Raw genomic sequence first — 23,214 nt, forward strand, 5'->3', positions numbered from 1 at the left:
CGTGCAAATCTACCAAATCAATCATATATGAAGTATTCCACAAATTTCATATGATTCATGGCTTCCTGCTGCGTCAGATACTTTTGGTCTCCCAGATCGGAGCCTTTTGCCCCGCTGGCATCCACATAGATTGTCTGACCGTTCATATCTACTGCACAGAATACATAACTCTGCTGGATACTCCGGCTTTTATTCCACATCCCAAGCACAACGTGTGATTCCATTCCTGCCCTGCCGCATAATTCGGACAAGATCTTTGCGTACCCCAGCGAAGTCGCTTTATTCCTGGTAACTGCCGAGAGGCTGTTATAAATGTAAACACCGTCAAACACTTCCTCCATCGAAGAGACAGAGGATGCTTCCTCCTCTATGCCGGACGCAAAGGACATATTCTCATCCAGCCAGGACAAAAAATAATCCACCGTCTTTTTCTCCCCATAGTCTGCCGGAAGTTCTTTCATAATGCTGTCCAGAATTTCCTCTGTTTCATTCTGCGTCTGTACGATCTCCGAGACCTTTTCCTCCGAGTTCACCGACAGGCCTTCCTGAACCGCCGCCAGATTCTGTACCTTTCCGTCTTCCCCGTATTCACCTGCCCGGTTAATCCCCTCTGCACAGGATAAGAACAGAATGGCCTTACGAATCACCTTATCCTTCACTGTCGTCAGGTCGGATTCTTTATATTTCACATAGATGTCTTCTTCCGTCATAGGAATGTCATAGAAGCCGTAAAAATAATTGTACCCTTCATCTTCCAGCGCCGTCGTTACCCGCAGGTATTCCGGCCCGCTCATGGCCTCCGGAAATGTCACCACTCCGCCCTCCATGCGGTCGAGCTTTTCTCTCATCAGATCATATACCGCCGCTTCTTTTGCCGTCAGCTGGTCATAATAGAACGTAGATACCACTTCTCCGCTATTACGCGGCTCATCCTTCAGCTTTGTCGCCGTGGCATTAGAAAGTGTAATCTGCCGCTGCCAGTAAGCCAGAATCACGAGAAATATAATCGCTAACCCTGCAATAAAGACCGCCTTCTGATGCTTTCGGATAAAATTCATGCTTGTTTTCTCCCATTTACATAAACAGCTTTTACATTCAGATCCTGGTCTAAAAGAACTAAATCCGCCGCTTTTCCTGGTGTAATACTGCCGCATGTATTATAGATGCCGATTTCCTTTGCCGGGTTCATGGTTGCACATGCAACCGCATCCTCCAACGGAATCTCCATCTGCTGCACTGCCACTTTCAGGCAGCCCATCAGATCCGTAGCCGAACCTGCTATTGTGCCGTCCGCTAGGGTTGCTTTCGGTCCTTTTACATATACGTCCTGACCGCCCAGGGTGTACTCTCCATCCGTAAGCCCTGTTGCCCGCATACTGTCACTGATTAGAATGACCCGCTCCGCGCCGAACATGGCAAATGTGGCACGCACTACAGAAGGATGGATATGAACCCCGTCACAGATCAGTTCCACATGACAGTCCCCGTCATCCCTGGCCGCACCAATAACTCCCGGATCACGGTGGTTGAGAGGCGGCATCGCATTGTAGAGATGTGTAACATGGCTTGCGCCCTTTTCCAAAGCCTCGGCCGCAGTATCATAATCCGCTGTGGTATGCGCAATCGATACGACCACTTCATCCTTTACCTTCTCTATAAACTCCATTGCCCCGTCATTTTCCGGCGCAATGTCTACCAGCTTAATCAGTCCGCCGGACTCTTTCTGAAGCTGATCAAACAATGCCTTATCACAGTTACGGATATGCTCTGCTGCCTGGGCCCCTTTTTTCTTCTCGCTGATAAACGGCCCTTCCATGTTGATGCCCACCAGCTTCGCACCGCTTCCGCCTTCGTAGGAGGCCGCTGTCTTCATGATCTTATGAAGCTCTTCCTCGGCCAGGGTCATTGTCGCAGGACAGATTGAAGTGACACCGATGGACGCCTCATATTCAGCCATATGCCTTATTGCATCCACGCTGGCATCGCAGAAGTCGTCTCCCACACAGCCGTGAAAATGAATATCCACGAGTCCCGGGATTGCAAAACAGCCCTCTCCGTCGATCACTTCACTTCCTCCTTCTCCAGGAGCAGCGAACCTATCACCGTTTATTACGACCTCGCCCGGAGTGAATGTCTGATCTTCTCCGAAAACATGAACATTTTTAATAATCATATTTACCTTCTTTCTTCCCCGCCTGCAATGCCCGGCCGCTGTACTTCCAGATACTGCGTCTGCAGCGCCGGCCTGCTGCCGGCATTGTAAGCTATCTTGGGATCTTAGATAATGCTGCTGCGTCTGCAACAACCGTAACATCGGGATGCATCTGCAGAATGGATGCCGGAACTGCAGGTGTTACATCGCCGTAGAATGCCTTTGCCACAATCTCTGCCTTATCCTCTCCGCTTGCTACTACCAGAATCTTTCTGGCGCGCATAATGGTCCCGATACCCATAGTATACGCCTGTCTCGGCACATCATCCACAGATGCGAAGAAACGTTTATTTGCTTCGATTGTGCTTTCTGTCAGATCCACACAGTGGGTCTCTTTGTCAAACACTTCCGCCGGTTCATTGAACCCGATGTGCCCGTTGTGCCCAAGGCCGAGAAGCTGTAAATCCACCCCGCCCAATGATTCAATCAGTTCTTCATATCTTCTGCATTCTTTGCCGGAGTCTGGTTCCATGCCGTTCGGTACATTGGTGCGCGCCGGATCAATATTGATACGGTCAAACAGATGTTTATGCATGAAATAGTAATAGCTCTGGTCATTTTCTCTGTCAAGTCCTTTATATTCATCCAGGTTCGCCGTGGATACTCCTGAAAAATCCAGGTCTCCTGCCTCGTACATCTCCACCAGACGGTCATATGCGCCGATCGGTGTAGATCCTGTTGCCAGCCCCAGTACGCATTCTGGCTTCAGAACAACCTGTGCGGCAATGATACCGGCTGCCTTTCTGCTCATATCGGCATAATCTTTTGCTTCGATAATTCTCATAGTTTTTTTCCTCCACTATCACTTATTTGATTCCGGTTCTATTATATACCGCTGCCTGCTTCCTGCACAAGCAGGAACTCAAAAATTAGAGTTTCGCTTGCAAAACCCGCACCTGCTGCGGCCGCACAGCGGTTTCTGCTCCTTACGCTGCAGTGCACATCCCGCCGGGAGGGCTTTTTATCGAATAGAAAAGTGCTGAACACCTTCCTACTTCGATAAAAAAACCAGATTTTCAGAGTATAAAGGTAGCCCTTATCCTCCGAAAATCTGGTTTTGCCTTCTTTAAGTAACAACCCAGTCTTTTAGATTACCCTTATACTAACAAACTGCTGACCGATTGTCAAGCATGATCATCATGAACATTTTGACAGTATAACGGTATCGCTTTTATAAACCTTGACCAGAATATACAGCCGCCGTAAGGCAAAGACTCAGCAGCCCAGCAGGGCTTAACTGCATTCCTGCCGCCGCATTTGAAAGTGATAAAAAGCGCCCAGCATCCCCGCGTCATTGCGCTGTTTTGCGAATTCCAACCTGGTTTTTTCAAAGATAACTGGTTTTAAAAACCTCCGGAGCTGATTCGTAACCAATGGTTTCAGATACGCTTCCTGGGCCGCAATGCCGCCGCCCAGAACCACGACCTCAGGATTCATTACATAACAGATATTGGCTATCCCTTCCCCGAGAATCTCGGCCATATGTTCAATTGAGGCTATACAGACCGCATCCCCGCGACCGGCCTCTTCAAAAATGCGGATTCCCGGCCAGACTTTCGGATCCTCCTGTTTTTTCTCTGCTACATTTTTGCTCAGTATGCTGCTGGCTCCCAGCGTCTGGAAATCACTGCCGTACATGTTCATATATCCAATCTCGCAGGCACTGCTGCTGAACCCATGGAAGACCTTCCCGTCAATCAGAATACATCCGCCTATGCCTGTTCCCAGTGTCAGGCAGACTGCCACCCGACTGCCGGAGGCCGCTCCGTTCTTATACTCCGCCAGCCCCGCACAGTTCACATCGTTCTCAACCTCGCAGGGGATGCCGTATGTTTCTTCGAGCACCTTTTTAAACGGTGTTCCTGTGTAATGGGGGATGAGCTCTCCCGAATAAAAGATCTCTCCTTTTTCACAGTCCACCATACCCGCTGTGGAGATGCAGATACCGGATATCTCCTGTTTCTCCCGGTACAGATCGATGATCCGCCCTGCCTTCTCCAATATTGCAGCCGCGCCCCGGTGAGCTTCCGTATCTATGCTGCTCTTTTCCAATATTCTGCCTTCTTCATCCAGCAGACCATATTTGATAGATGTACCGCCTATATCAATGCTTATGTAGTATCTCATGCTCTCACCCCGCAGTACCAGTACAGCGTTTCTAATATAACTGAACCCTATACCTGCCTATTTTTTAATGCTTCCACGAACTGCTTTGTAATAATCTGCGGCCTGGTAATGGCGCTGCCTACTACCACACTGTAAACCCCCAGATCCATCACTCTGCGCACTTTTTCCGGCGTATTGATATTCCCTTCCGCTATAACCTCGTGGGAAACACTGCGCATAATCTCTTTGATAATCGCAAAGTCATCAGACTCGATCTTCAGGCCCCGGCTCTGCTTTGTATATCCTACCAGGGTTGTACCGATAAAGTCAAATCCCATCCGGTCCGCATGCAGTGCTTCCTCCACCGTGGAACAGTCTGCCATCAGCAGCTGGCTTGGATAGGCACTGCGTACTTCCTGATAGAATTCCTCCAGAGTCTTCCCCTGCGGCCTCAGCGAACTTGTCGCGTCCAGGGCTATAATCTCGGGCCCCACTGCCATCAATTCTTCGATCTCACGCATCGTAGGCGTAATATACACTTCGCTGTCCGCATAGTCTCTCTTCACGATTCCTATGATCGGCAGGTCAACATTCTTTTTTATCTCCGTGATATCTTCCTTCGTATTCGCCCTGATTCCTGCTGCGCCGCCTTCTTTCGCCGCCGCGGCCATCCTGCCCATAATATAGGAGGAGTGCAGCGGTTCTTCAGGAAGAGCCTGACACGAAACGATCAGCCTTCCCTTCATTTGTTCGATTCCCTTATTCAATGTCACACCTTCTCTCTGATAAATTTCGCCAGCATTTCAGCCAGTCTGCTATGGCTTTGGGCGTCAAGATGCATGTAATCAATCTGATTCATCGTGACGATATCCGCAGTATCTATAAAATCACATCCGCATAATTCTGCGCAGATTTTATATTCCGCCGCCAGCTTCTCCGACTTTTCACTGCATATTCCCATCTCCCCCGCCACAGGTGAAGTCTCACAAGCCTTTTCGATCGGCCCGGGAGCCAGCAGGAGGATCTGCTGATTTTCACGCCACGCATCCGTATGTTTTGCTTTCATTATAAGACGCTTCATCCCGTCTGCAATATTCTTTGGTGTCGCTGAAAAACGCTCCTTACAGTCATTTGTCCCCAGCATAATTATCAAATAATCTATGGGAGAATGGGACATCAGGCACGGATTTAGATAAGCCAGTCCATTCATTCCCTCATTGAGCGGATCATCAAATACTGCAGTCCTTCCGCAGAGTCCTTCTTCTATTACCGTATATTCCTCTCCCAGCAGTTCCCGGAGCCGGCCGGTCCATCGGATCTCATCCGGAAACCTTCCATCCGACACTGCATCATATCCCCAGGTATTCGAATCTCCGAAACAAACAATTCTTTTCCTCATGGTTCCGCCTTTCCAATCTCGTTATCCTTTTACCGCTCCCATTGCAAGGCCCTGCACGAAATTCTTTTGTGCCGCCCATACGATCAGCAGTACTGGTACCAGCGTGATTACAGCTGTAACCGCCATTGGCCCCCATTCCAGTCCGCGGTCCGTGATAAAACCGGCAATGACTACCGGCAGTGTCTTGGATTTATTTACACTCAGGATTACGGCAAATAAAAATTCATTCCATGCCCCAATAAATGCCAGGATCCCAGAAGCAATGATACCTGGTTTCGTAATCGGAAAAATGATATAGAAAAATCGTTTTGTGAATCCACACCCGTCCAGCATGGCCGATTCCTCCAATTCATTGGGAAGCTGTTCAAAAAATCCCATCATCAGCCAGATGACAAGGGGCAGGTTGAAGCTTGTGTTCATAATAATCAGAGCCGTCTTCGTATCAATCAGATGCAGAGTTCTCATTACCAGATACACCGGTATCGCCGTCGCAATGGCGGGATACATTTTCTGGATCATAAACCACAGACCAAAATACTTCCTCGCCTTTTTACCGATTGACCCGCGCGCGACAGAGTATGCAGCCATACTTCCAAGAAGCACGGATATAACTGTGGATACTGCCGCAACAACAAATGTATTTAAAAAGTGCATTGCAAGCTGGTCTTTTCCAAAGACACTCTCATAGCTCTCCATGGTCAGCTGATTAGGAATCAGTACGGGAGGGCTGGCCAGATAGTCTGCCTTCACTTTAAATGAACTGGTCAGAAGCCAGTATAATGGAAAGAGGATCAGTATCATGCTGACGACAATCAAAACTACCCGAACCGGCTTTCCGGCAAAATTTCCGATAATATTGTCAATGGTTGGCAGCTTTCTGTGTTTTTTTCTATTCATCACAAGTTCTCCTCCATTCTGTCTCTCAACCTCAGGAATCCCATCGTTACCACTGTCATCACAACTACAAAAATGATGGCAAGAGATGCGGAGTATCCTGCATCAAAGAATTTGAGCCCCTGTTTGTATATGTAGTTCGGCAGCATCTCTGTTGCACTGCCGGGGCCTCCGTTTGTCATAACATAAACCGTATCAAATACTTTGAATGCGTCTACGAACCTGAGCATTACGACAACAGTCAGTACCGGACTCATCATCGGCAGAACAATCTTTCTGAAAATCTGGCCGTTGGTCGCGCCGTCTACAGAAGCAGCCTCCAGACAGTCTGACGGCAGCGCTTTCAGTCCGGCTGCACAGATAATCGTTACCCAGGGAACCAACTGCCATACATTCACCAGTATTACAGAGAGCATGGCCGTATTTGGAGTGCTCAGCCAGGTAATACTGGGAATCCCAAGGAAGCTCAGGAAGTAGTTAATAATCCCGGTGGAGGAATCCAGCATCATACGCCACAGTGTACCGACAGCCACCGGAGCCATAATCATGGGGATCAGGAAAATAGAGGTACAGATCCTTGCCCACATCTTGTCGGAACAGAGAGCCATGGCCAGAAACAGACCGATCACTACCTCCAGTGCCACCGATACAACTGCGAACAGCAGAGTATTTCCAGTACTTGTAAGCAATGTGGGGTCACTGAACATCTTGATATAATTGCCGAATCCGATAAATTCCGGCACCGCATTCGGCAGGTTCAGTTTCAACCTGAAAAAACTTAGATACAGGGAATACAGCAGGGGAAGCAGCGCAGTAATCCCCAGAAAAATCATGGTAGGAACCAGGAACATCCATGATGCAAACTTATCGCCTCTGCTCTTTCGGATCACAGGAGCGGCACTTTTCGTTCTTTTCATCTTAGCCATGCTTTATTTTCAGTCCTTTCTTGAAAGAAGATTACCTGCAGGTTATAAATCCGCAGGTAATCTATTCCGCAATTTTATAGTAATTACAGATTATAGTTCTTTGTACCTTCTTCAGGCGGTGCATTCTTCAATGCATCTTCTATACCTTTTTTCATTTTGCTGACAGCCGTTTCAAGATCTATCTGATCTGACATATATTCGCTGACAACGGTGTTGAGCATGGTATCTACTTCTGTTGAAGCCGGAATTCTCCACCACAGGTTTGCTGTATCCAGAGCTTCTCTTACAGTATCCATATAGGTGCCTTTGATGCCGTCCTGCTCCCAGAATGCTTTTCTCGGTGACAGGATGCCATAGTCTTCATAGAATTGATTCTGCTTTTCAGCACTCGTGTACATCTTGACCCACTCCCAGGCAAGTTCCTGATTCTTGGAGCTTGCAGGTATAGATAAATCCCATGCACTCAGCAGAGTGGTTCCGGTCTTGTCATAAGGAATGGTTCCCAGCGCCCATTTTCCAACTACTTTGGACTGTGACTCATCATCAGCTGCCTGTACAAGTCCCAAGGTGGGCCATGTCTCGCACACAGCTGCTTTGCCATCCAGGAATGCCTTGATTGACTCTTCTGTTCCCCAGGATAAGATAGCTGGATCCGCATAGTTCTGAATCTCTTTCAGATGTTCCAGCGCCTCTCTTGTCTCGGGTGAGTCAATGGTTACGTTCCAGTCCTCATCCGCCCAGGATCCGCCCATGGACCAGAGCACATAGTCAAACACACCGCCAAGCTGGCCGGTCGTAGCAGATACGGAAATACCATATACGCCCTCATCCGGTTTGGTCTGTGCCTTTGCAGCTTCTCTGTACTTCTCCCATGTATCCGGGATGCCGTCCGGCATCAGATCTGTCCTGTAAGCAAAAAGCTGTGGAGTGCTTGCGTTTGGAATTCCTGTGATTTTACCCTGCCAGCTACCGGAGTTCTCCAGAACCTTTTCGATAAATTCATCCATATCGTAGTTATCTTTTTCTATAAAATCAGTGAGTTCCGTCAGGTATGGTGCAAATTCTCCGTCCCACTGGCTGGCAACATCGATCACATCGTATGAGCCTGTTCCGCTGGTCAGATCCAGCAGCGCCTTTTCATGCAGAGTGGTATAAGGGAAGTCAACCACCTCTACCGTTGCACCCGTCTGCTCTTCGAATTCATCCACCATGGACTTGGCTGCATCTGCATATACACTTGACATATACAGAACCGTCAGCTTTTCTCCTGCGTATGGCTTGCCGCTGCCGTCCTTTGAAGCGGACGTATCTTCCTTCGCTTTTCCTCCGCCGCAGCCTGCCAGCATCCCTGCAACCATCGCCGTACACAATAAGACACTTACAATCTTCTTTTTCATGTTTTTCCTCCTTCACCCTTTGATATCGCAGATATTTTTGAAAGAAATTTTTTTATTTTATTTTTAATGAACTATTTTTTTCAAATCCGCGATATTGTTTTTACTTGTTGAAATAATTTTATCATTCACCATTCTTATTGTCAACAGTACATAATCAACAGTTTTTAAGGTATCTTTTTGGTTCTTTTAACCAATAAATTGTTTTTTTAACTGTTTTATAACTTTAAAAATAAAATAAAAATTTTTTCTTTTTTCATTTTTTATACGAGTTTATTGATATTGTTTTGACATCTTTTTAGCCATTCTTGACGATTGACAGGAAATTTTTTTTAATGTAAAATATTACTATACCCAAAGGGCATCCCGTAACTCATGCCCTGCGGGCGGGTCTGCAGCTAAGCTGCAGAATAAGGTTTAAAAAATGCGCAGATTACTGCATACCTGCCCCGGGAATGTAATGCAAGATACTCCCGGGTATCACTATGAGGGAGGTTTCACAATGGCTACCACGAATCTTATGACCGAAATCACAAGCAGATATTCCAAAATGACTAAAGCAGAAAAGAAAGTCGCTGATTTTGTACTGTCTTCCCCCCAGACCGCTCTGAGCTCAACTATCACCGATCTTTCCAAGCTCTGCGATGTCGGGGAGACTAGTGTATTCCGTTTCTGCCGTACACTGTCATTAAAAGGGTATCAGGATTTCAAACTCTCATTGGCGCTCAGCACTTCCACCCCCGAATCCCTCTCTAAAAAGGAACTGATCGACGTGGCGGACACTGACAATTGCAAGGATACTGCCGCCAGAGTTCTCCAGGCATATAATGTTGCACTGGACCAGGCATTTGAGACGCTAAACTTCAACGCAATCCCAAAGGTCGTGGACCTCATGTTGTCTGCCAGGAGCATCAACCTGTTTGGATTCGGCGGTTCCGGGACAAGCGCCAGCGAAGCCCGCAACAAGTTTATGAAAATACTGCCCAATGTCATCTACAACTCAGACGCACATATGCAGCTGACACAGGCCGCCCTTCTTGGAGAAGGGGATCTTGCCGTCATTTTCTGTAATTCCGGCATCACCAAGGATTGTATTGAGATTGCAAGGATATGCCACAGCGCCAGGGCATCCGTCGTGTTTATTACCATGTTTCTTAAGACGCCCGCCGCCCAGTATTCCAATATCCTCCTGCTATGCGGAGCCAACGAAGGGCCAATGGAAGGCGGTTCGATTGCCGCAAAGACGGCCCAGCTCTTTTTAATCGATATCTTATATGCCGAAGTTTATAAAAAACTGGGCGACAAAGCGTTGGAAAATAAGAAAAAGACATCTCAGATCATTACAGAAAAGATGATGTAGACACAAAAACGACGTTATTCCATAAAACATCTTTATTATGGAATAACGCCATTTTTATTTTTTCGGGAATCCCTTTGGACATACTCTATCCCCACCAGGATCAGCCCGTGAGGCGGGGCAGTAACTCCAGCCGCCTGCCGGTCCTTCGCTTCCAGAATATCCTTCACCTGATCCGGCGTGTAGAATCCGCGCCCGACTCTCAGCAGCGTCCCCACTATAATCCGCACCATGTTATAGAGAAATCCATTTCCGCGGATCCTTATCGTAAGTTCCTCCCCATTTTCCAGAATATCCAGATCATATACGGTACGCACAGTATCCTCTACGTTGGTCCTGACGTTGCAGAAACTTGCAAAGTCGTGTTCGCCAAGCAGATACCCCGCCGCCCTGCGCATATTTTCCAAATCCAGGCTGTAGGACACAAAATATGTCATCCGTCTTCTGATGGGGTCCGGCACCCTTGTATTGAGAATATGGTACTCATAAGTTTTAACAGTATCACAGTACCTCGGATGCCAGTCAGCTGGTACTTCCTCGGATTTTACAATCACGATGTCCTCCGGCATACGCCGGTTCAGTGCGTAAGCCAGCCTGTCGGGCGGGATCGTCGTATACGTATCAAAAACGGCCACATTCCCCCGCGCATGCACTCCCGAATCCGTCCGGCTGGCGCCGATGACCCGGATCTCCTCGCCTGTCAGCTTTGATAGTTTTTTATTCAATACTTCCTCTATCGTAATTCCGTTCGGCTGAATCTGCCAGCCGCAGTAATTTGTGCCGTCATAGGCAACTGTCAGTTTGATCCGTTTCATAGTCCCTCACCAAATACCCGTAAAAATTGGCCTTATATTAATCCATATCCGCGAACCGTACAAGAGTCTTCCGCCTCTCATGCCACGGCGCGCATTGCACCAAACCGCTTTCTATCCGGGAACTGCGTTTTTAAAAAATCCATATGTGGAACGGCACATAGCGCCCCACAATAAATACCAATACCATGTACAAAATTGTGATAATATATCCCGCCCGGTCCCTGCCTTTGTATACCAGGGGCTTCATCTTGGTTCTTCCTTCCCCGCCATGGTAGCATCTGGATTCCATGGCCATAGCCAGATCATTTGCCCGCCTGAATGCAGATACAAACAAAGGAACCAAAATGGGAATCATGGCTTTTGCTTTCTGGATCATATTGCCGCTGTCCAAGTCCGCCCCCCTGGCCATCTGCGCTTTCATAATCTTATCCGTCTCCTCCAGAAGAATGGGTATGAAACGCAGGGCAATCGACATCATCATCGCTACCTCGTGAACCGGCACCCTGATCTTATTCAGCGGATGCAGCAGCTTTTCAATCCCGTCCGTCAGGGAGTTTGGCGTTGTGGTAAACGTCATAATGGACGATCCCATGATCAGGTAAATCAAGCGGATCGCCGTATATACAGAGGTCTCAAGCCCCTTTTCCGTAATATGGAAAATCCAGAAATGCACCAGCTCTGCGCCGCCCCTTGTCAGGAAAAGGTTAAACAGTACCGTAATCAAAAGCAGAATCATGATAGGTTTCAAACCTTTCACAATAAATTTAAACGGTACCCCGCTCGTGTAAATAACCGCGCCTAAAAATAAGGTTGCAACCACATAACCCAGAATGCTCCTCTGAATAAAAAGGGATATCAGAAATAAAAGCGTACATACAATCTTCACCCTTGGATCCAGTCTGTGGATTGCACTTTTAGCCGGATAATATTGTCCGATTGTAATATCTCTAACCATGAATACTCCTCATTATCTCTTCTGCTGCTTCGTCCACTGTTGTTGCATCCGTACGCACGTTCATACCTTTCGCTTTCAGGGCGTGCATAATATAGGTCACCTGGGGGGCCGCAAGCCCGACTTCTTCCAGTTCCCGGTAATGGGCAAACACGTCTTTCGGCTTCCCGTCAAACATTTTTGCGCCCTCATTCATCACAATAATCCTGCCCACATATCTGGCAATATCCTCCATGCTGTGAGACACGAGAATTACGGTCATATTGGTATTCTTGTGCAGATAATCGATCTGATCTAGAATATCGTCCCGCCCTTTTGGATCCAGACCTGCCGTCGGCTCATCCAGCACCAGGACACTGGGCCGCATAGCCAGTACGCCTGCTATGGCCGCCCGCCGCTTCTGTCCCCCAGAGAGCTCAAAGGGCGACTGATGGTAGTATTCTTCCGGAAAGCCAACCAGCTCCAGGGCTTCTTTTGCGCGCTCCTCACAGACCTCTTTCGCCAGCCCCTGGTTCTTGGGGCCAAAGCATACATCGCTGAGAACATCCACCTCAAAAAGCTGATGCTCCGGATACTGGAAGACCAGCCCCACCTGATTCCGAAGTTCCTTCATGTTGTATCCTTCGTCATAGATATTCTTCCCGTCAAAATACAGCGCACCGCTGCCGGCTTTTATCAGACCGTTAAAATGCTGGATCAGTGTGGATTTGCCGGAACCGGTATGCCCGATAATCCCCACAAACTCTCCCTGACGAATCTCCAGGCTGATATCTTTGAGCGCCTGCTTTTCGTAAGCTGTTCCCGGGCTGTATACGTAATTGATATGTTCTAACCTAATTGACATAATGCTTCCACCAGCTCCTCTGTCCGTAATATTCCGGAAGGAATCTTTAGCCCCTTCTTTTTGAGCGCCTCTGCCAGCATCGTTACCTGCGGCACGTCCAGCCTGTACTTTTTCAGTTCGTCCCCCCGGCTGAATATCTCCCGGGGCGTCCCATGCATTACAACATGCCCCCTGTCCATCACATATACCTGGTCTGCATCAATCACTTCCTCCATGTAATGGGTTATCAGAATAACGGTCACCTTTTTTCTTCTGCGCAGTTCCTGTACCGTCCGGATGACTTCTTTTCTTCCGTTAGGGTCCAGCATCGCGGTAGGCTCATCCAGAACAATGCATTTGGGTTCCATGGCGATCACGCCCGCGATTGCTACACGCTGTTTCTGCCCGCCGGACAGCTTATTCGGAGAATGTTTCCTGTATTCCAGCATACCGACCGCCTTTAGGCTGTCCTCTACCCTTTTCCAGATCTCATCTGTAGGTACACCCAGGTTCTCCGGACCGAATCCCACATCCTCTTCTACTACAGTACCGATGATCTGGTTGTCCGGATTCTGGAACACCATTCCCGCCGCCTGTCGGACGTTCCACAGCTCCAGCGGGTCCTTCGTGTCTCTTCCATCCACCCATATCGTTCCTCCCGAGGGAACCAGGATCGCATTCATGTGCTTCGCCAGCGTGGACTTTCCGGAACCGTTGTGTCCTAGAATGGCAACAAAGTCCCCCGGGGCAATGTCAATATCCACGCCGTCGACCGCGCGGTTCATGCCAATGACATTGCCTTCTTCATCCCGCTTCTCGTATTCATAAATCAGTTTTTCTGACCGGACCATCTTCATATATGGATAACGCCTCCATTTTAACGTATTTACTGCTCACTATTGTACGGTAAGAACTGGCTTTTTGCAAGGTGCAGTTTTGGTTGCTGATAGCAGGCCACCGCCAATTTATAACCATTCAGGCAAGTCTGAACGGTTACGCCAATTTTCTTGTTTTTGAATTCATTCTATATTATAATATGCACAAAGAAGATGCCGGGAGGAAAATGTATGGAATTTCAGAAAATCAGTTCCCCGTCTCTCCGTGACCTTTTCGTGGAGCAGCTGGAACATCTTATTTTATCCGGGAAATTAAAAATCGGCGAAAAGCTGCCGCCGGAACGACAGCTGGCCGAGATGATGCAGGTCAGCCGCGCCGTAGTAAACAGCGGGCTCGGGGAGCTGGAAAGAAAAGGCTTTTTGAATGTAAAGCCAAGAGTGGGAACTTTCGTGGCAGACTACCGCCGTAAAGGTACTTTGGACACGCTTCTTTCCATTATGAAGTACAACGGCGGAAAAATACGCAACGAAGAAATCCGCTCGATCCTGGAGGTCCGTATCGCGTTGGATACACTGGTTGCACAGCTGTGTATCGACAGGATTACCGAGGACGAGATCCAGCTCCTCCGAGATAAGATTGAACAGATCAAAGACGCACAGTCTATAGGCGAGGCCTCACAGGCTGCGTTTGAATTTCAGCATGAGTTTGCCCTTCTCTCCCACAACACGCTCATCCCGCTGATTTTCCAGTCCTTCCGCGCACCCGTGTTCACACTGTGGGAGCGCTTCTGTACACTTTATGGGATTCCCATCCTGTATGAAAACAATTATAAGCTCTGGACCTTCATCCGGGACAGAGACACCCAGGGCGCAGTCAACTGGATCCAGGACTCCGTCAGGGAGAGTATCGATGGGAACCGGACGCTGTATTACGATTAATTTTACTGCTGTTGACAATAAGTATCCCAATACTGACGAGGAGCAGGGCGGAAAGGTTTTTAAACGTTACAATCTGCTCTCCAAGGAAGAGACCGGACAACGCCACCCCGAATACCGGGATGGTAAAACCGTATATGGCCACTTTGCCCACCGGGTTATATTTAAGCAGCAGAGTCCAAAGGCTGAATGCAGCCGTGGAAATAAGCGCCATATAGACCAGAAGCACTGTGGATTTCACAGTAAAGCCATCTACATGACCGCCAAGGGCGAGCCCTATTGCAATAAGGAGAACGCTCCCGAATAAAATCTGATAAGCGGTAATTGTCATTGGACTTTCTCTGTCAGATATTGTTTTCAATATAACCGTGCTGATTCCATAAGCAACGGTACAGATAAATACCATGCCCTCGCCCATCAGCGAAAATCCATCCCCCCAGGCGCCGGGCGACAGGTTGATCACGATGACTCCTGCTAGTCCGAGAGCACAGCCTGCCCCTTTTTTCCACGTCATCTTTTCATCTTTTAGTATAAAATGTGCCGCTGCGATTGATACAAACGCATTGGACGCATTGATAATAGAACCTTTCGTGCCGGTCGTATGCGCAAGTCCCACATAAAAAAAGAAATACTGCACGGTTGTCTGCAGGATTCCCTGTCGCAAGATACAAGGGATTGATGACTTTTTCATCGTCAGGAGCCGTTTCTCCAGGATACATCCTATCACAAATGTGAGCACTCCAGAGAGGAAGAACCGGTAGCCAGCAAATAAGATCTGGCTCCCGGTTCCTTCTATTCCAAACCACCCATACCCCACTTTGATACAAGGAAAAGCGCTTCCCCATAGCGCGCAGCAAATTAACGCAAGGATGCAGATCACCGCCGGATTCTGCAGCTTTGCTGCCTTCTGTGGTTTCTTTTCCATATTCCTCTACACTCTTTCCGGTTCTTCGTACTCAACTCCGAAAGTCTCTACCGTTACTTTCTTCATAACCTGTGCTTCCAGAGGCTTATCACTGTAATCTGTAGCTGTCTCTGCGATCTTTTCCACAACATCCATCCCCTCAGTCAGTTCTCCGAATGCAGCGTATGCTCCATCCAGAAATGGTGAACGCCTGTGCATGATAAAGAACTGGGATCCTGCTGAATCCGGGTGCTGCGCACGTGCCATGGAGAGAACTCCCGGTGAATGCGGCAGGTCATTCAAAAAGCCGTTCTGTGTGAATTCGCCTTTGATTCTATATCCCGGGCCGCCCATGCCTGTCCCGTCCGGGCATCCTCCCTGAATCATAAATCCGCTGATTACACGGTGGAAAGTCAGTCCGTCATAAAATCCTTTTTTCACAAGAGATATAAAGTTATTCACAGTATTTGGGGCGATGTTTGGATATAATTTTGCCTTCATAATGTCCCCGTTTTCCATTTCAAATGTTACGATTGGATTTTCCATAATATCAACTCCTCTTTTCTATAAAAAAATAATTATCTTTATTGTAGCGGATTACAGTGCATTCGTCAATCAGCCATAGGTATACTATTCCATATACCTGATCAGGCCGCCCTTTTCCTCATACCCCGTATCCCACAGATCCTTCAGCGAAAATGTGCTGGCCTCCCCGTATGTGGCCACCGTGATAAGCAGATCCCCTTCTTTCTCTTCGTATCCAAAACACAGAAACCAGTGCCATACAAAGTCTTTGTATATTGGGTCTTTGTGCCTGAGCATCAGATACGGCACAGGGAATCCGGCGTCAATCTGCCCTTTTATAAAATCTGCTGCTTCTGCAAAGGTATGGCTGCCGTCAAAGCCTGACATCTTAAGCCTTGTATCACCGCAGTCCCGCAGATATTTTTCAAATCCTTCTATAAACATGGACAGCTTTTTAACACCGCCCACCCGCGGCCTGATGTATGGTTTCATTTTCATGGAAAACTGGATGTACTCCTCTTTGGTCAGATTTTCCACATCAAACGGATATAAGTGTTTTTTCCCCTGATACATTGCGAAATAAATGCAGCTGTCGCAGGCAGTAGCCGCCGCGCAGCCGCCAACATGCATCACTACATTGGTAAACCAGTCCTGGTCCCCTCCTACCTCGCCGTCTATCATAAAATAGTCTAATAATTTCTTCATCCTTACCTCCAAAGTACTCTGCCGTCAAGTTCATGTTGTTTTGCCGTTACTTTGTCCGGCACCTGGCTGATGCAAATGTAGAATAAAATACTACGCCAAGTATAATCACGCCGCCGGCAAGCTCTTTTATCCCCGGCTTTTCTCCCAGGAACAAAAACGCCGCCAATATGCCGTAGACCGATTCCAGCCCGGATATAATACCTGCCGTCTGCACTTTCACCGTTCCCAGTCCGTCAATATACATAGTATGTGCCACGGCGGTGAATACTACTCCCAGCAGAAGAAGCACCAGAATATCTTTCCCGTTGACCGCGGGTTTCAGCAAAAAGGCCGAAGGAAGCAATACTATGCCTGCCGTGGCCTGTTCATAGAATGCCGTAAGGCTGCTTGTATATTTCTCCATGAACATCCGGTTCATTAACGATAATACCGCATAGGACAAGCTGCCGGTCATCCCCCAGACTACGCCCTGCGTCATGGTATTTTCCAGCCGGAATTCCGGTACAATAAACAAAACCCCGCACAGCATAATAAAAGCAGAAACCACACTGGAAAGCCGCAGCTTTTCCCGAAAGAGAACCGGCTCCAAAAACGTAACAAATAACGGAAACGTTGAGAATGTCAGCGTCCCAACGGCAACCGTAGACGTCTGTATCGACTGCATAAAAGTGGTCCAGTGTACAGCCAATACAATCCCCGCCGTAATCATCAACAGGAAATCCCTGCCCGAAAGGAGTCGCAGACATTCCTTTTTTATCTTCAGCAGAAACAACAAAAACAAAGAGGAGAATATGACTCTCCCCAGTACGATAATCACTGCCGGCAGATCCACCCACTTCGCAAAAAGGCCTGCCAGGCCGAATAAAAGCACTGCAATATGTATCGATGCAAGACCATTCTTCCGGTTTTCCATCCCCATTTCCGCCTTTCCCTATATCTTTCTCGATCTTTTAGATCGTAACACCGACTATGTTATCAAACAAAATATAGTATAGCATAAACCGCGGCGGCTTCAAAGGGGTCAGACCCCTTTGAACTTTTTCTTGCATTTTCACTGTTTTTGTTGTATATTTAAATCGTAAGTAGTAAGTAATAAGTAGTAACTTAATACACGGTAAAAAAGGAGGGGTCTTATGTCAGAATTAACTTTACAAGAACGTTTTGCCCTTATTGCACTTAACGCCCAGGACAGCCTGCATATGACGACAGCTAAAAAAGCCGCCCTGCGCTGTATCGCAGCAGCGGAGATTTTAGAGAAGTATTTGGATGCTGTCTGGCCGGACCAGGATACTTTGGAACAGGAATTAAAATCTGCTGCAGATGGTTCTTCCCGTATACTCAAACAGACCGAGAAAGAGATCAAGGCTATACTGGCTGAAAAGAATCTGCTGACCGAGATTCCTAATCTTCTGGCTAGTGATTTATTTTATGTAACTGCCGGAGTTAATATTTTTGAATACTGCAGCAATGTGGCGGAATACACACGGCAAACAGAGGGCATGCGCGCGGAACTTATGGAAGACGGTAATGTTACTGATGATGTCATCTGCCTGTTTTGGCTGCTGCGCGAAAGCGGATGCTTTTATGATCTCTTTACCCGCGCGGAGCAGGGTTACCTTGCCACACGGATCAACCAGCTGTATCTGGATTCGCACTTAGCAAAGCAATTATTCCCCATCCAGACCCGTCACGCATTTGAAGCCTTCAGCCAAAAATTTCTGAAGAAAAAGGAGGAAATTTTTACAACGCCCTTTGGAACCGGACTTTTGTTCGCCTGCCCGTTTTTCGAGCGCTCCCAGTCCATCTTCATTGAGGCTGACGCCTGGTTCTCCGGCAATGATAAGCGGCTGGAATGTGTCATCCGCCGGCTGGAAGATAAGGGACACGAGGTGCATGTCCTGCGCGCCGGGACCGTGCCGCTCCTGAAAGTGGATAATTTCCATTATGAGTGCATTCCCACACAGATTGTGGTAAAAGCCCCCGTCCAGGGCGTCCGTCTGCGTCGTTATGTCATGTAGCCGCCCGTACATTAAGAAAAGTAAGGAGAGATTCTAATGTCAAGACAACGTTCTATGGAAACTATACTTGCATCTGAATACGTCTCCATCGGTGAGCTCGTCCGTATCACCGGTGTGCGTTACAGCACCCTGAAGTATTATACCGAGGAAGGCATGCTGCCCTTCGAACAGGCCGAGGAAAACCTGACCCGCCGCTTTCCCCGTGAAAATGCAGTAAGACAGATCGAACGTATCCGGAGCTTTCGTCTGCAGGGGCTTTCCATCCCCGAAATAAAGGAACAGCTGGGTTGATGTGCTGACTGTGCTGTACATGCCTGGGGGGTATGAACCGTAACACAGCTGGATGGATTTAATGCCTATGGTCGAAATGTACACATTTTTTAAATTTTTTTGGTCACTCGTGACATTGTCCATTTTGTTTTTTTTTATTATACTGAATTCAGAAAGCAAGGAAATGCTGTTTTAATCTAAAATACAACGAAACAATATTTTAAGGAGGCTGTACAAATGGCAAGTTTATCATTAAAGGGAATTCAGAAAGTATATCCAAATGGATTTCAGGCAGTAAAAGATTTCAACCTTGAGATTGAAGATAGAGAATTTATCATCTTCGTAGGACCATCAGGATGCGGAAAGTCCACGACACTTCGTATGATCGCAGGTCTGGAAGATATTTCAGGCGGTACTCTTGAAATCGACGGAAAAGTTATGAATGACGTTGAGCCTAAAGACCGCGATATCGCGATGGTATTCCAGAACTACGCTCTGTATCCGCATATGACTGTATACGATAACATGGCGTTCGGTCTGAAACTTCGTAAGATGCCGAAAGACGAGATAGACAAGAAAGTTCGTGAGGCTGCCAGAATCCTTGACCTGGAAAAATTACTCGACCGTAAGCCAAAGGCTCTGTCAGGCGGTCAGAGACAGCGTGTTGCTATGGGACGTGCTATCGTTCGTAATCCTAAGGTATTCCTGATGGATGAGCCGCTCTCCAACCTGGATGCGAAACTGAGAGTCCAGATGCGTATCGAGATTTCCAAGCTTCATGAAAATCTGAAAGCTACAATCATCTACGTAACACATGACCAGACAGAGGCTATGACACTGGGAACCAGAATTGTTGTTATGAAAGACGGCGTTGTTCAGCAGGTAGATACACCTCAGAATCTTTACAATACACCTTGCAACCTGTTTGTTGCCGGATTTATCGGTTCTCCGCAGATGAACTTTATGGATGCAGTTGTAAATGTAGCAGGCAGTGATGTTACACTGACCGTTGGCGAGCATGTACTCAAGGTACCTGCTTCCAAGAAAAAAGCTCTGATCGATGGCGGCTATAACGGCAAGACAGTAATCCTGGGCATCCGTCCGGAGGACGTACATGATTCAGAGGCATTTATCGCAAGCTCACCTGACAGCGTAATTAAATCCAAGATTAAAGTATACGAGCTGCTCGGCGCAGAAGTATATCTGTATTTTGACGTAGAAGGCACTCAGATGACAGCCCGCGTTAATCCGCGCACAACACTGAGAAATGGTGATGATGCTGTATTCGCACTGGATATGGAAAAGATTCACGTATTCGATAAAGATACAGAGTTGACGATTTCCAACTAATGCTTTAGAATAATATTATAATAATTAAGAGAGGGGCTGTACTATAAAAGTGCAGCCTCTTCAATTCTATCTATACGAGGGATGATTATGGAGAACACACCAGAGCTTGTAAAAGCTTTGTCCGAACTAAAAAGAATAACCGGCATGACGCTCGAAGTCCGCGCAGACACGCCGGAAGAGCTTGAAAATGCGCTGACACAAGTCCGCTGTCTCGCCCAGGCATACCGGGAAAAATACAACAAGAATCATTTCCTGCAAAGCCTGATGACGGACAGCATTCCGGCATATGACATCTATGAGCGGGCCATCCGTCTCCACATCGATCCGGAATCTCAGAGGACTCTATTTCTGGTGGAAACCAAAAACGCTCTGGATGATACTGTCATAGAGATTCTTAAGAATTTGTTTCCCTCACAGGCCAAAACTAACCTTGTTTCCATGGGCGAAAAGAACCTCGTGATACTACGCCCACGGAAGTCCTCGGACACCGATGGCGACATCAGCCGGATTGCACACATGATCGTCGACACACTGAATATGGAGGCGCTGACACATGTGCAGGTCGCATACAGTGGAAGTATCAGTACGCTCATGGAACTGCCCGGCGCTTTTAAGGAAGCCAGCCTGGCGCTGCGTGTTGGGAAGCTGTTTTATTCCGAGCAGACCGTATTTCCTCACGATCAGCTCGGCATTGGAAGACTGATCTACCAGCTGCCGGTAAGCTTATGCGAAAATTTTCTGAAAGAGATTTTTGGAAGCGATATTCCGGACGCATTTGATGAGGAGACGACATCTACTATCAACAAGTTTTTCCAAAATAACTTAAACATAGCCGAGACATCCAGACAGCTGCATATGCACAGAAACACCCTCATCTACCGGCTGGAACAGATTGAGAAAAGGACAGGCCTGGACATCCGCAGATTCGAGGATGCCATGACCTTCAAAATTGCTACCATGGTCATTAACTATTTACAAACAGAAAGGAACTCCTGATATGAATGATGCTTTTTATGAACAACTTGTAGCCCGCAAATCCCGCCCGCTGGATACCGTAATCCGTATCCTCATCATCGCGGCCCTCGCCCTGATCCTCGTGTTTTCCATGATGTTCATCGGTTTTCTAGGGGTAATCATCACAGTCGTCCTCGCTTTCCTGGCATACTATTTTGTATTCCCTAAGCTAAGCGTGGAATACGAATACACACTGCTGAACCACGATATGGAAGTAGATGCCATCTACAGCAAATCTAAGAGAAAAAAACTGCTCACATTTGACATCCAGCAGGCCGAAATCATAGCGCCAAAAGGATCACCGCGCTTGAACTCCCAGCACCCGGAAAAGACCCTGGATTTTTCCTCACAGGATGCCAAAGCAAAAGCTTACTCCATCATGATCCAGCTGAACCAGAAAAACACATGCATCATCATAGAACCAGATGAAACCATGCTGAACCACATGAAATCCTGGATGGGGATGAAGCTTTATTTGGATTGAGACGGATAGGTGTGGCTAAAAGGGGCGCTGTATGGGGGCGCGGCAGGGCTCTCTGGGATGCGTATTGCGGCTGTAACACCGCAAAAGAGCATCCCAGAGAGCCCTGCCGCGCCCCCATACAGCTCGGTTCATCCAATCGGTAGATAATACTCCAAATAAGAGGGGGCTTCCTGTAACGGTGTGCGGTGTATATTTAGTTGCTGCACGGGATCTTTCTTGCCACTGGCGTCTACCGCCAGGATGCACCCGGCCTGCGCCGCATACAACATCCAAGACAGGCGGACATCAAACCAAATACTTACAAGCCGCTAAAGCCGCTACCGCCCCATCTGCCGCCGCTGTTGTGAGCTGGCGCACTTCTTTTGTACGGCAGTCTCCTGCTGCGAACACACCTGGCCGGGAGGTCATGCAGTCCTCGGAAGCCAGTATGAATCCATCCGCATCCAGTTTTACGAATTCGGCAAATACCTGGTTCTGGGGGATCTGTCCGATTGCCACAAATACTCCTGCTACGTCTATTTTGAAATCTTCTCCGGTCTTTTTGTTGTTCAGGGTCAGGCCCTCTACCATGGTCTCTCCTATGATATCTTTCACTGTAGCACTGAGCACGAATTCTACGTTATCTCTTGCCTTCAGTGCGTCTACCAGACTGCTGTCACCGCGGAATTCATCTCTTCTGTGTACCAGATATACCTTTTTGCAGTAGTTGGAAAGAAACTCCGCATCCTGAAGCGCCGTATTTCCGCCTCCTATGACCGCAACATCACGGCCTTTGAAAAATGCACCGTCACAGGTGGCACAATAAGATATGCCTGCGCCGGTGAGCTGGATCTCTTTTTCCAGTCCTAAGTGCCGGTGCGTGACTCCTGTGGCGATAATCACGGTTCTGCATGGGTATTCTTTTCCTGCAGTCTCTATGATCTTTAAGCCGTCCTCATCCCGGATACCCGTGACCTGTTCCATCACGGTCTCTGTTCCCAACTTCATCGCCTGATCCAGCAGATTCATGGAAAATTCACTGCCGCTTACACTTGCAATCCCAGGGTAATTCTCTACATTGTGGGAAGAAGTAATCTGCCCTCCGAAATTCATACTTTCAATAATTAATGTACGTTTCCCGGCTCTCTGTCCATATATTGCCGCAGTCATGCCTGCCGTACCGCCGCCGATAATTCCGATATCATACATAATCAGCCCTCCTTGTTATTTCAATACACGCCCGGTAATTTCACAGAATACGCCTACATCCTATCATGATGCGTAGATTGAACTCATGTCAGTGGGGGATACCGAT

The 23,214-nt window shown here is 47.7% G+C and carries 25 protein-coding genes; 7 read left to right on the forward strand and 18 right to left on the reverse strand.

The genetic code is table 11. From position 1 onward, the window contains the following. Window positions 1-17: 17 nt before the first annotated feature. The 9 genes from MWG26_RS18475 to MWG26_RS18515 form a co-directional block, all read right to left on the reverse strand. Window positions 18-1,058 carry a hypothetical protein gene (locus tag MWG26_RS18475; RefSeq protein ID WP_025656149.1) on the reverse strand — a complete coding sequence of 347 codons (1,041 nt, stop codon included), beginning with the start codon at window positions 1,056-1,058 and terminating at the stop codon, window positions 18-20. After that, window positions 1,055-2,173 (reverse strand): N-acetylglucosamine-6-phosphate deacetylase, encoded by a 1,119-nt coding sequence (gene nagA / locus MWG26_RS18480; protein WP_025656148.1) that lies wholly within the window; start codon window positions 2,171-2,173, stop codon window positions 1,055-1,057. Before nagA ends, MWG26_RS18475 begins: the two co-directional genes overlap by 4 nt. A 91-nt stretch (window positions 2,174-2,264) precedes the next feature. Further along, the gene (nagB, locus tag MWG26_RS18485) at window positions 2,265-2,996 is read right to left on the reverse strand and encodes a glucosamine-6-phosphate deaminase (protein WP_025656147.1); all 732 of its coding nucleotides are present in this window, start codon (window positions 2,994-2,996) and stop codon (window positions 2,265-2,267) included. 449 nt (window positions 2,997-3,445) lie between these two features. Next, window positions 3,446-4,339 (reverse strand): ROK family protein, encoded by an 894-nt coding sequence (locus MWG26_RS18490; RefSeq protein ID WP_025656145.1) that lies wholly within the window; start codon window positions 4,337-4,339, stop codon window positions 3,446-3,448. A gap of 47 nt (window positions 4,340-4,386) precedes the next feature. Next, the gene (locus MWG26_RS18495; RefSeq protein WP_025656144.1) at window positions 4,387-5,085 is read right to left on the reverse strand and encodes an N-acetylmannosamine-6-phosphate 2-epimerase; all 699 of its coding nucleotides are present in this window, start codon (window positions 5,083-5,085) and stop codon (window positions 4,387-4,389) included. A 2-nt stretch (window positions 5,086-5,087) separates the two neighbouring features. Further along, window positions 5,088-5,717, reverse strand: a complete 630-nt coding sequence (locus MWG26_RS18500) for an SGNH/GDSL hydrolase family protein (protein WP_117441096.1) — start codon at window positions 5,715-5,717, stop codon at window positions 5,088-5,090. Between the two features lie 21 nt (window positions 5,718-5,738). Further along, a complete protein-coding gene (locus tag MWG26_RS18505) occupies window positions 5,739-6,614 on the reverse strand; it encodes a carbohydrate ABC transporter permease (RefSeq protein ID WP_025656143.1) in 876 nt (291 codons plus the stop codon). Further along, on the reverse strand, window positions 6,614-7,528 hold the full coding sequence (locus tag MWG26_RS18510) for a carbohydrate ABC transporter permease (protein ID WP_025656142.1): 915 nt from the start codon (window positions 7,526-7,528) through the stop codon (window positions 6,614-6,616). Before MWG26_RS18510 ends, MWG26_RS18505 begins: the two co-directional genes overlap by 1 nt. A gap of 92 nt (window positions 7,529-7,620) precedes the next feature. Next, the gene (locus MWG26_RS18515) at window positions 7,621-8,934 is read right to left on the reverse strand and encodes an ABC transporter substrate-binding protein (protein WP_025656141.1); all 1,314 of its coding nucleotides are present in this window, start codon (window positions 8,932-8,934) and stop codon (window positions 7,621-7,623) included. Between the two features lie 499 nt (window positions 8,935-9,433). Here MWG26_RS18515 and MWG26_RS18520 point away from each other — a divergent pair, with 499 nt between their 5' ends. Beyond that, window positions 9,434-10,291 (forward strand): MurR/RpiR family transcriptional regulator, encoded by an 858-nt coding sequence (locus tag MWG26_RS18520; protein WP_025656140.1) that lies wholly within the window; start codon window positions 9,434-9,436, stop codon window positions 10,289-10,291. A gap of 35 nt (window positions 10,292-10,326) precedes the next feature. On the opposite strand, the gene truA is transcribed toward MWG26_RS18520, so the two are convergent. The 4 genes from truA to MWG26_RS18540 form a co-directional block, all read right to left on the reverse strand. Then, window positions 10,327-11,103, reverse strand: coding sequence for a tRNA pseudouridine(38-40) synthase TruA (gene truA / locus MWG26_RS18525; protein WP_025656139.1), 777 nt, complete (start codon window positions 11,101-11,103; stop codon window positions 10,327-10,329). Window positions 11,104-11,233: 130 nt separating this feature from the next. Further along, the gene (locus MWG26_RS18530) at window positions 11,234-12,058 is read right to left on the reverse strand and encodes an energy-coupling factor transporter transmembrane component T family protein (RefSeq protein ID WP_117441097.1); all 825 of its coding nucleotides are present in this window, start codon (window positions 12,056-12,058) and stop codon (window positions 11,234-11,236) included. Then, on the reverse strand, window positions 12,051-12,899 hold the full coding sequence (locus MWG26_RS18535) for an energy-coupling factor transporter ATPase (protein WP_025656137.1): 849 nt from the start codon (window positions 12,897-12,899) through the stop codon (window positions 12,051-12,053). The genes MWG26_RS18530 and MWG26_RS18535 overlap by 8 nt, the downstream gene beginning before the upstream one ends. Beyond that, window positions 12,884-13,735 (reverse strand): energy-coupling factor transporter ATPase, encoded by an 852-nt coding sequence (locus MWG26_RS18540; protein WP_117441098.1) that lies wholly within the window; start codon window positions 13,733-13,735, stop codon window positions 12,884-12,886. The genes MWG26_RS18535 and MWG26_RS18540 overlap by 16 nt, the downstream gene beginning before the upstream one ends. Window positions 13,736-13,945: 210 nt before the next feature. Here MWG26_RS18540 and MWG26_RS18545 point away from each other — a divergent pair, with 210 nt between their 5' ends. Then, window positions 13,946-14,653, forward strand: a complete 708-nt coding sequence (locus MWG26_RS18545) for a FadR/GntR family transcriptional regulator (protein WP_117441099.1) — start codon at window positions 13,946-13,948, stop codon at window positions 14,651-14,653. On the opposite strand, the gene MWG26_RS18550 is transcribed toward MWG26_RS18545, so the two are convergent. From MWG26_RS18550 to MWG26_RS18565, 4 genes are all read right to left on the reverse strand, one after another. Beyond that, window positions 14,610-15,575 carry a DMT family transporter gene (locus tag MWG26_RS18550; protein ID WP_025656136.1) on the reverse strand — a complete coding sequence of 322 codons (966 nt, stop codon included), beginning with the start codon at window positions 15,573-15,575 and terminating at the stop codon, window positions 14,610-14,612. The two genes, MWG26_RS18545 and MWG26_RS18550, sit on opposite strands and share 44 nt — an antisense overlap. Before the next feature lie 6 nt (window positions 15,576-15,581). Then, entirely contained in the window at window positions 15,582-16,100 is a 519-nt protein-coding gene (locus MWG26_RS18555) for a peptidylprolyl isomerase (RefSeq protein WP_025656135.1), read from the reverse strand. Window positions 16,101-16,184: 84 nt separating this feature from the next. After that, window positions 16,185-16,784 carry a hypothetical protein gene (locus MWG26_RS18560; RefSeq protein ID WP_025656134.1) on the reverse strand — a complete coding sequence of 200 codons (600 nt, stop codon included), beginning with the start codon at window positions 16,782-16,784 and terminating at the stop codon, window positions 16,185-16,187. A gap of 46 nt (window positions 16,785-16,830) precedes the next feature. After that, window positions 16,831-17,697 carry a DMT family transporter gene (locus tag MWG26_RS18565; protein ID WP_025656133.1) on the reverse strand — a complete coding sequence of 289 codons (867 nt, stop codon included), beginning with the start codon at window positions 17,695-17,697 and terminating at the stop codon, window positions 16,831-16,833. A gap of 220 nt (window positions 17,698-17,917) precedes the next feature. Here MWG26_RS18565 and MWG26_RS18570 point away from each other — a divergent pair, with 220 nt between their 5' ends. From MWG26_RS18570 to MWG26_RS18590, 5 genes are all read left to right on the forward strand, one after another. Continuing rightward, a complete protein-coding gene (locus tag MWG26_RS18570; protein ID WP_025656132.1) occupies window positions 17,918-18,802 on the forward strand; it encodes a hypothetical protein in 885 nt (294 codons plus the stop codon). Between the two features lie 36 nt (window positions 18,803-18,838). After that, window positions 18,839-19,093, forward strand: a complete 255-nt coding sequence (locus tag MWG26_RS18575) for a helix-turn-helix domain-containing protein (RefSeq protein WP_025656131.1) — start codon at window positions 18,839-18,841, stop codon at window positions 19,091-19,093. 216 nt (window positions 19,094-19,309) lie between these two features. After that, a complete protein-coding gene (locus MWG26_RS18580; RefSeq protein ID WP_025656130.1) occupies window positions 19,310-20,422 on the forward strand; it encodes an ABC transporter ATP-binding protein in 1,113 nt (370 codons plus the stop codon). Window positions 20,423-20,509: 87 nt separating this feature from the next. Further along, complete coding sequence (locus tag MWG26_RS18585; protein WP_044926905.1) at window positions 20,510-21,418, forward strand: PucR family transcriptional regulator; 909 nt, start codon at window positions 20,510-20,512, stop codon at window positions 21,416-21,418. Between the two features lies 1 nt (window position 21,419). Continuing rightward, window positions 21,420-21,920 carry a DUF6106 family protein gene (locus MWG26_RS18590; RefSeq protein ID WP_025656129.1) on the forward strand — a complete coding sequence of 167 codons (501 nt, stop codon included), beginning with the start codon at window positions 21,420-21,422 and terminating at the stop codon, window positions 21,918-21,920. Window positions 21,921-22,205: 285 nt separating this feature from the next. Here the strand turns inward: MWG26_RS18590 and trxB are convergent, their stop codons facing one another. Beyond that, entirely contained in the window at window positions 22,206-23,108 is a 903-nt protein-coding gene (gene trxB / locus MWG26_RS18595; protein ID WP_025656128.1) for a thioredoxin-disulfide reductase, read from the reverse strand. Between the last annotated feature and the right edge of the window lie 106 nt (window positions 23,109-23,214).

It is taken from the genome of Faecalicatena contorta (assembly GCF_022835095.1).
GTDB lineage: Bacteria > Bacillota > Clostridia > Lachnospirales > Lachnospiraceae > Faecalicatena > Faecalicatena contorta.

Excerpts from the sequence above, each read along its gene's own strand:
- MWG26_RS18475 (WP_025656149.1), bottom strand. The coding sequence starts at position 1,058 with ATGAATTTTATCCGAAAGCATCAGAAGGCGGTCTTTATTGCAGGGTTA.
- nagA (WP_025656148.1), bottom strand. The coding sequence starts at position 2,173 with ATGATTATTAAAAATGTTCATGTTTTCGGAGAAGATCAGACATTCACT.
- nagB (WP_025656147.1), bottom strand. The coding sequence starts at position 2,996 with ATGAGAATTATCGAAGCAAAAGATTATGCCGATATGAGCAGAAAGGCA.
- MWG26_RS18490 (WP_025656145.1), bottom strand. The coding sequence starts at position 4,339 with ATGAGATACTACATAAGCATTGATATAGGCGGTACATCTATCAAATAT.
- MWG26_RS18500 (WP_117441096.1), bottom strand. The coding sequence starts at position 5,717 with ATGAGGAAAAGAATTGTTTGTTTCGGAGATTCGAATACCTGGGGATAT.
- MWG26_RS18505 (WP_025656143.1), bottom strand. The coding sequence starts at position 6,614 with ATGAATAGAAAAAAACACAGAAAGCTGCCAACCATTGACAATATTATC.
- MWG26_RS18510 (WP_025656142.1), bottom strand. The coding sequence starts at position 7,528 with ATGAAAAGAACGAAAAGTGCCGCTCCTGTGATCCGAAAGAGCAGAGGC.
- MWG26_RS18515 (WP_025656141.1), bottom strand. The coding sequence starts at position 8,934 with ATGAAAAAGAAGATTGTAAGTGTCTTATTGTGTACGGCGATGGTTGCA.
- MWG26_RS18520 (WP_025656140.1), top strand. The coding sequence starts at position 9,434 with ATGGCTACCACGAATCTTATGACCGAAATCACAAGCAGATATTCCAAA.
- truA (WP_025656139.1), bottom strand. The coding sequence starts at position 11,103 with ATGAAACGGATCAAACTGACAGTTGCCTATGACGGCACAAATTACTGC.
- MWG26_RS18530 (WP_117441097.1), bottom strand. The coding sequence starts at position 12,058 with ATGGTTAGAGATATTACAATCGGACAATATTATCCGGCTAAAAGTGCA.
- MWG26_RS18535 (WP_025656137.1), bottom strand. The coding sequence starts at position 12,899 with ATGTCAATTAGGTTAGAACATATCAATTACGTATACAGCCCGGGAACA.
- MWG26_RS18540 (WP_117441098.1), bottom strand. The coding sequence starts at position 13,735 with ATGAAGATGGTCCGGTCAGAAAAACTGATTTATGAATACGAGAAGCGG.
- MWG26_RS18545 (WP_117441099.1), top strand. The coding sequence starts at position 13,946 with ATGGAATTTCAGAAAATCAGTTCCCCGTCTCTCCGTGACCTTTTCGTG.
- MWG26_RS18550 (WP_025656136.1), bottom strand. The coding sequence starts at position 15,575 with ATGGAAAAGAAACCACAGAAGGCAGCAAAGCTGCAGAATCCGGCGGTG.
- MWG26_RS18555 (WP_025656135.1), bottom strand. The coding sequence starts at position 16,100 with ATGGAAAATCCAATCGTAACATTTGAAATGGAAAACGGGGACATTATG.
- MWG26_RS18560 (WP_025656134.1), bottom strand. The coding sequence starts at position 16,784 with ATGAAGAAATTATTAGACTATTTTATGATAGACGGCGAGGTAGGAGGG.
- MWG26_RS18565 (WP_025656133.1), bottom strand. The coding sequence starts at position 17,697 with ATGGAAAACCGGAAGAATGGTCTTGCATCGATACATATTGCAGTGCTT.
- MWG26_RS18570 (WP_025656132.1), top strand. The coding sequence starts at position 17,918 with ATGTCAGAATTAACTTTACAAGAACGTTTTGCCCTTATTGCACTTAAC.
- MWG26_RS18575 (WP_025656131.1), top strand. The coding sequence starts at position 18,839 with ATGTCAAGACAACGTTCTATGGAAACTATACTTGCATCTGAATACGTC.
- MWG26_RS18580 (WP_025656130.1), top strand. The coding sequence starts at position 19,310 with ATGGCAAGTTTATCATTAAAGGGAATTCAGAAAGTATATCCAAATGGA.
- MWG26_RS18585 (WP_044926905.1), top strand. The coding sequence starts at position 20,510 with ATGGAGAACACACCAGAGCTTGTAAAAGCTTTGTCCGAACTAAAAAGA.
- MWG26_RS18590 (WP_025656129.1), top strand. The coding sequence starts at position 21,420 with ATGAATGATGCTTTTTATGAACAACTTGTAGCCCGCAAATCCCGCCCG.
- trxB (WP_025656128.1), bottom strand. The coding sequence starts at position 23,108 with ATGTATGATATCGGAATTATCGGCGGCGGTACGGCAGGCATGACTGCG.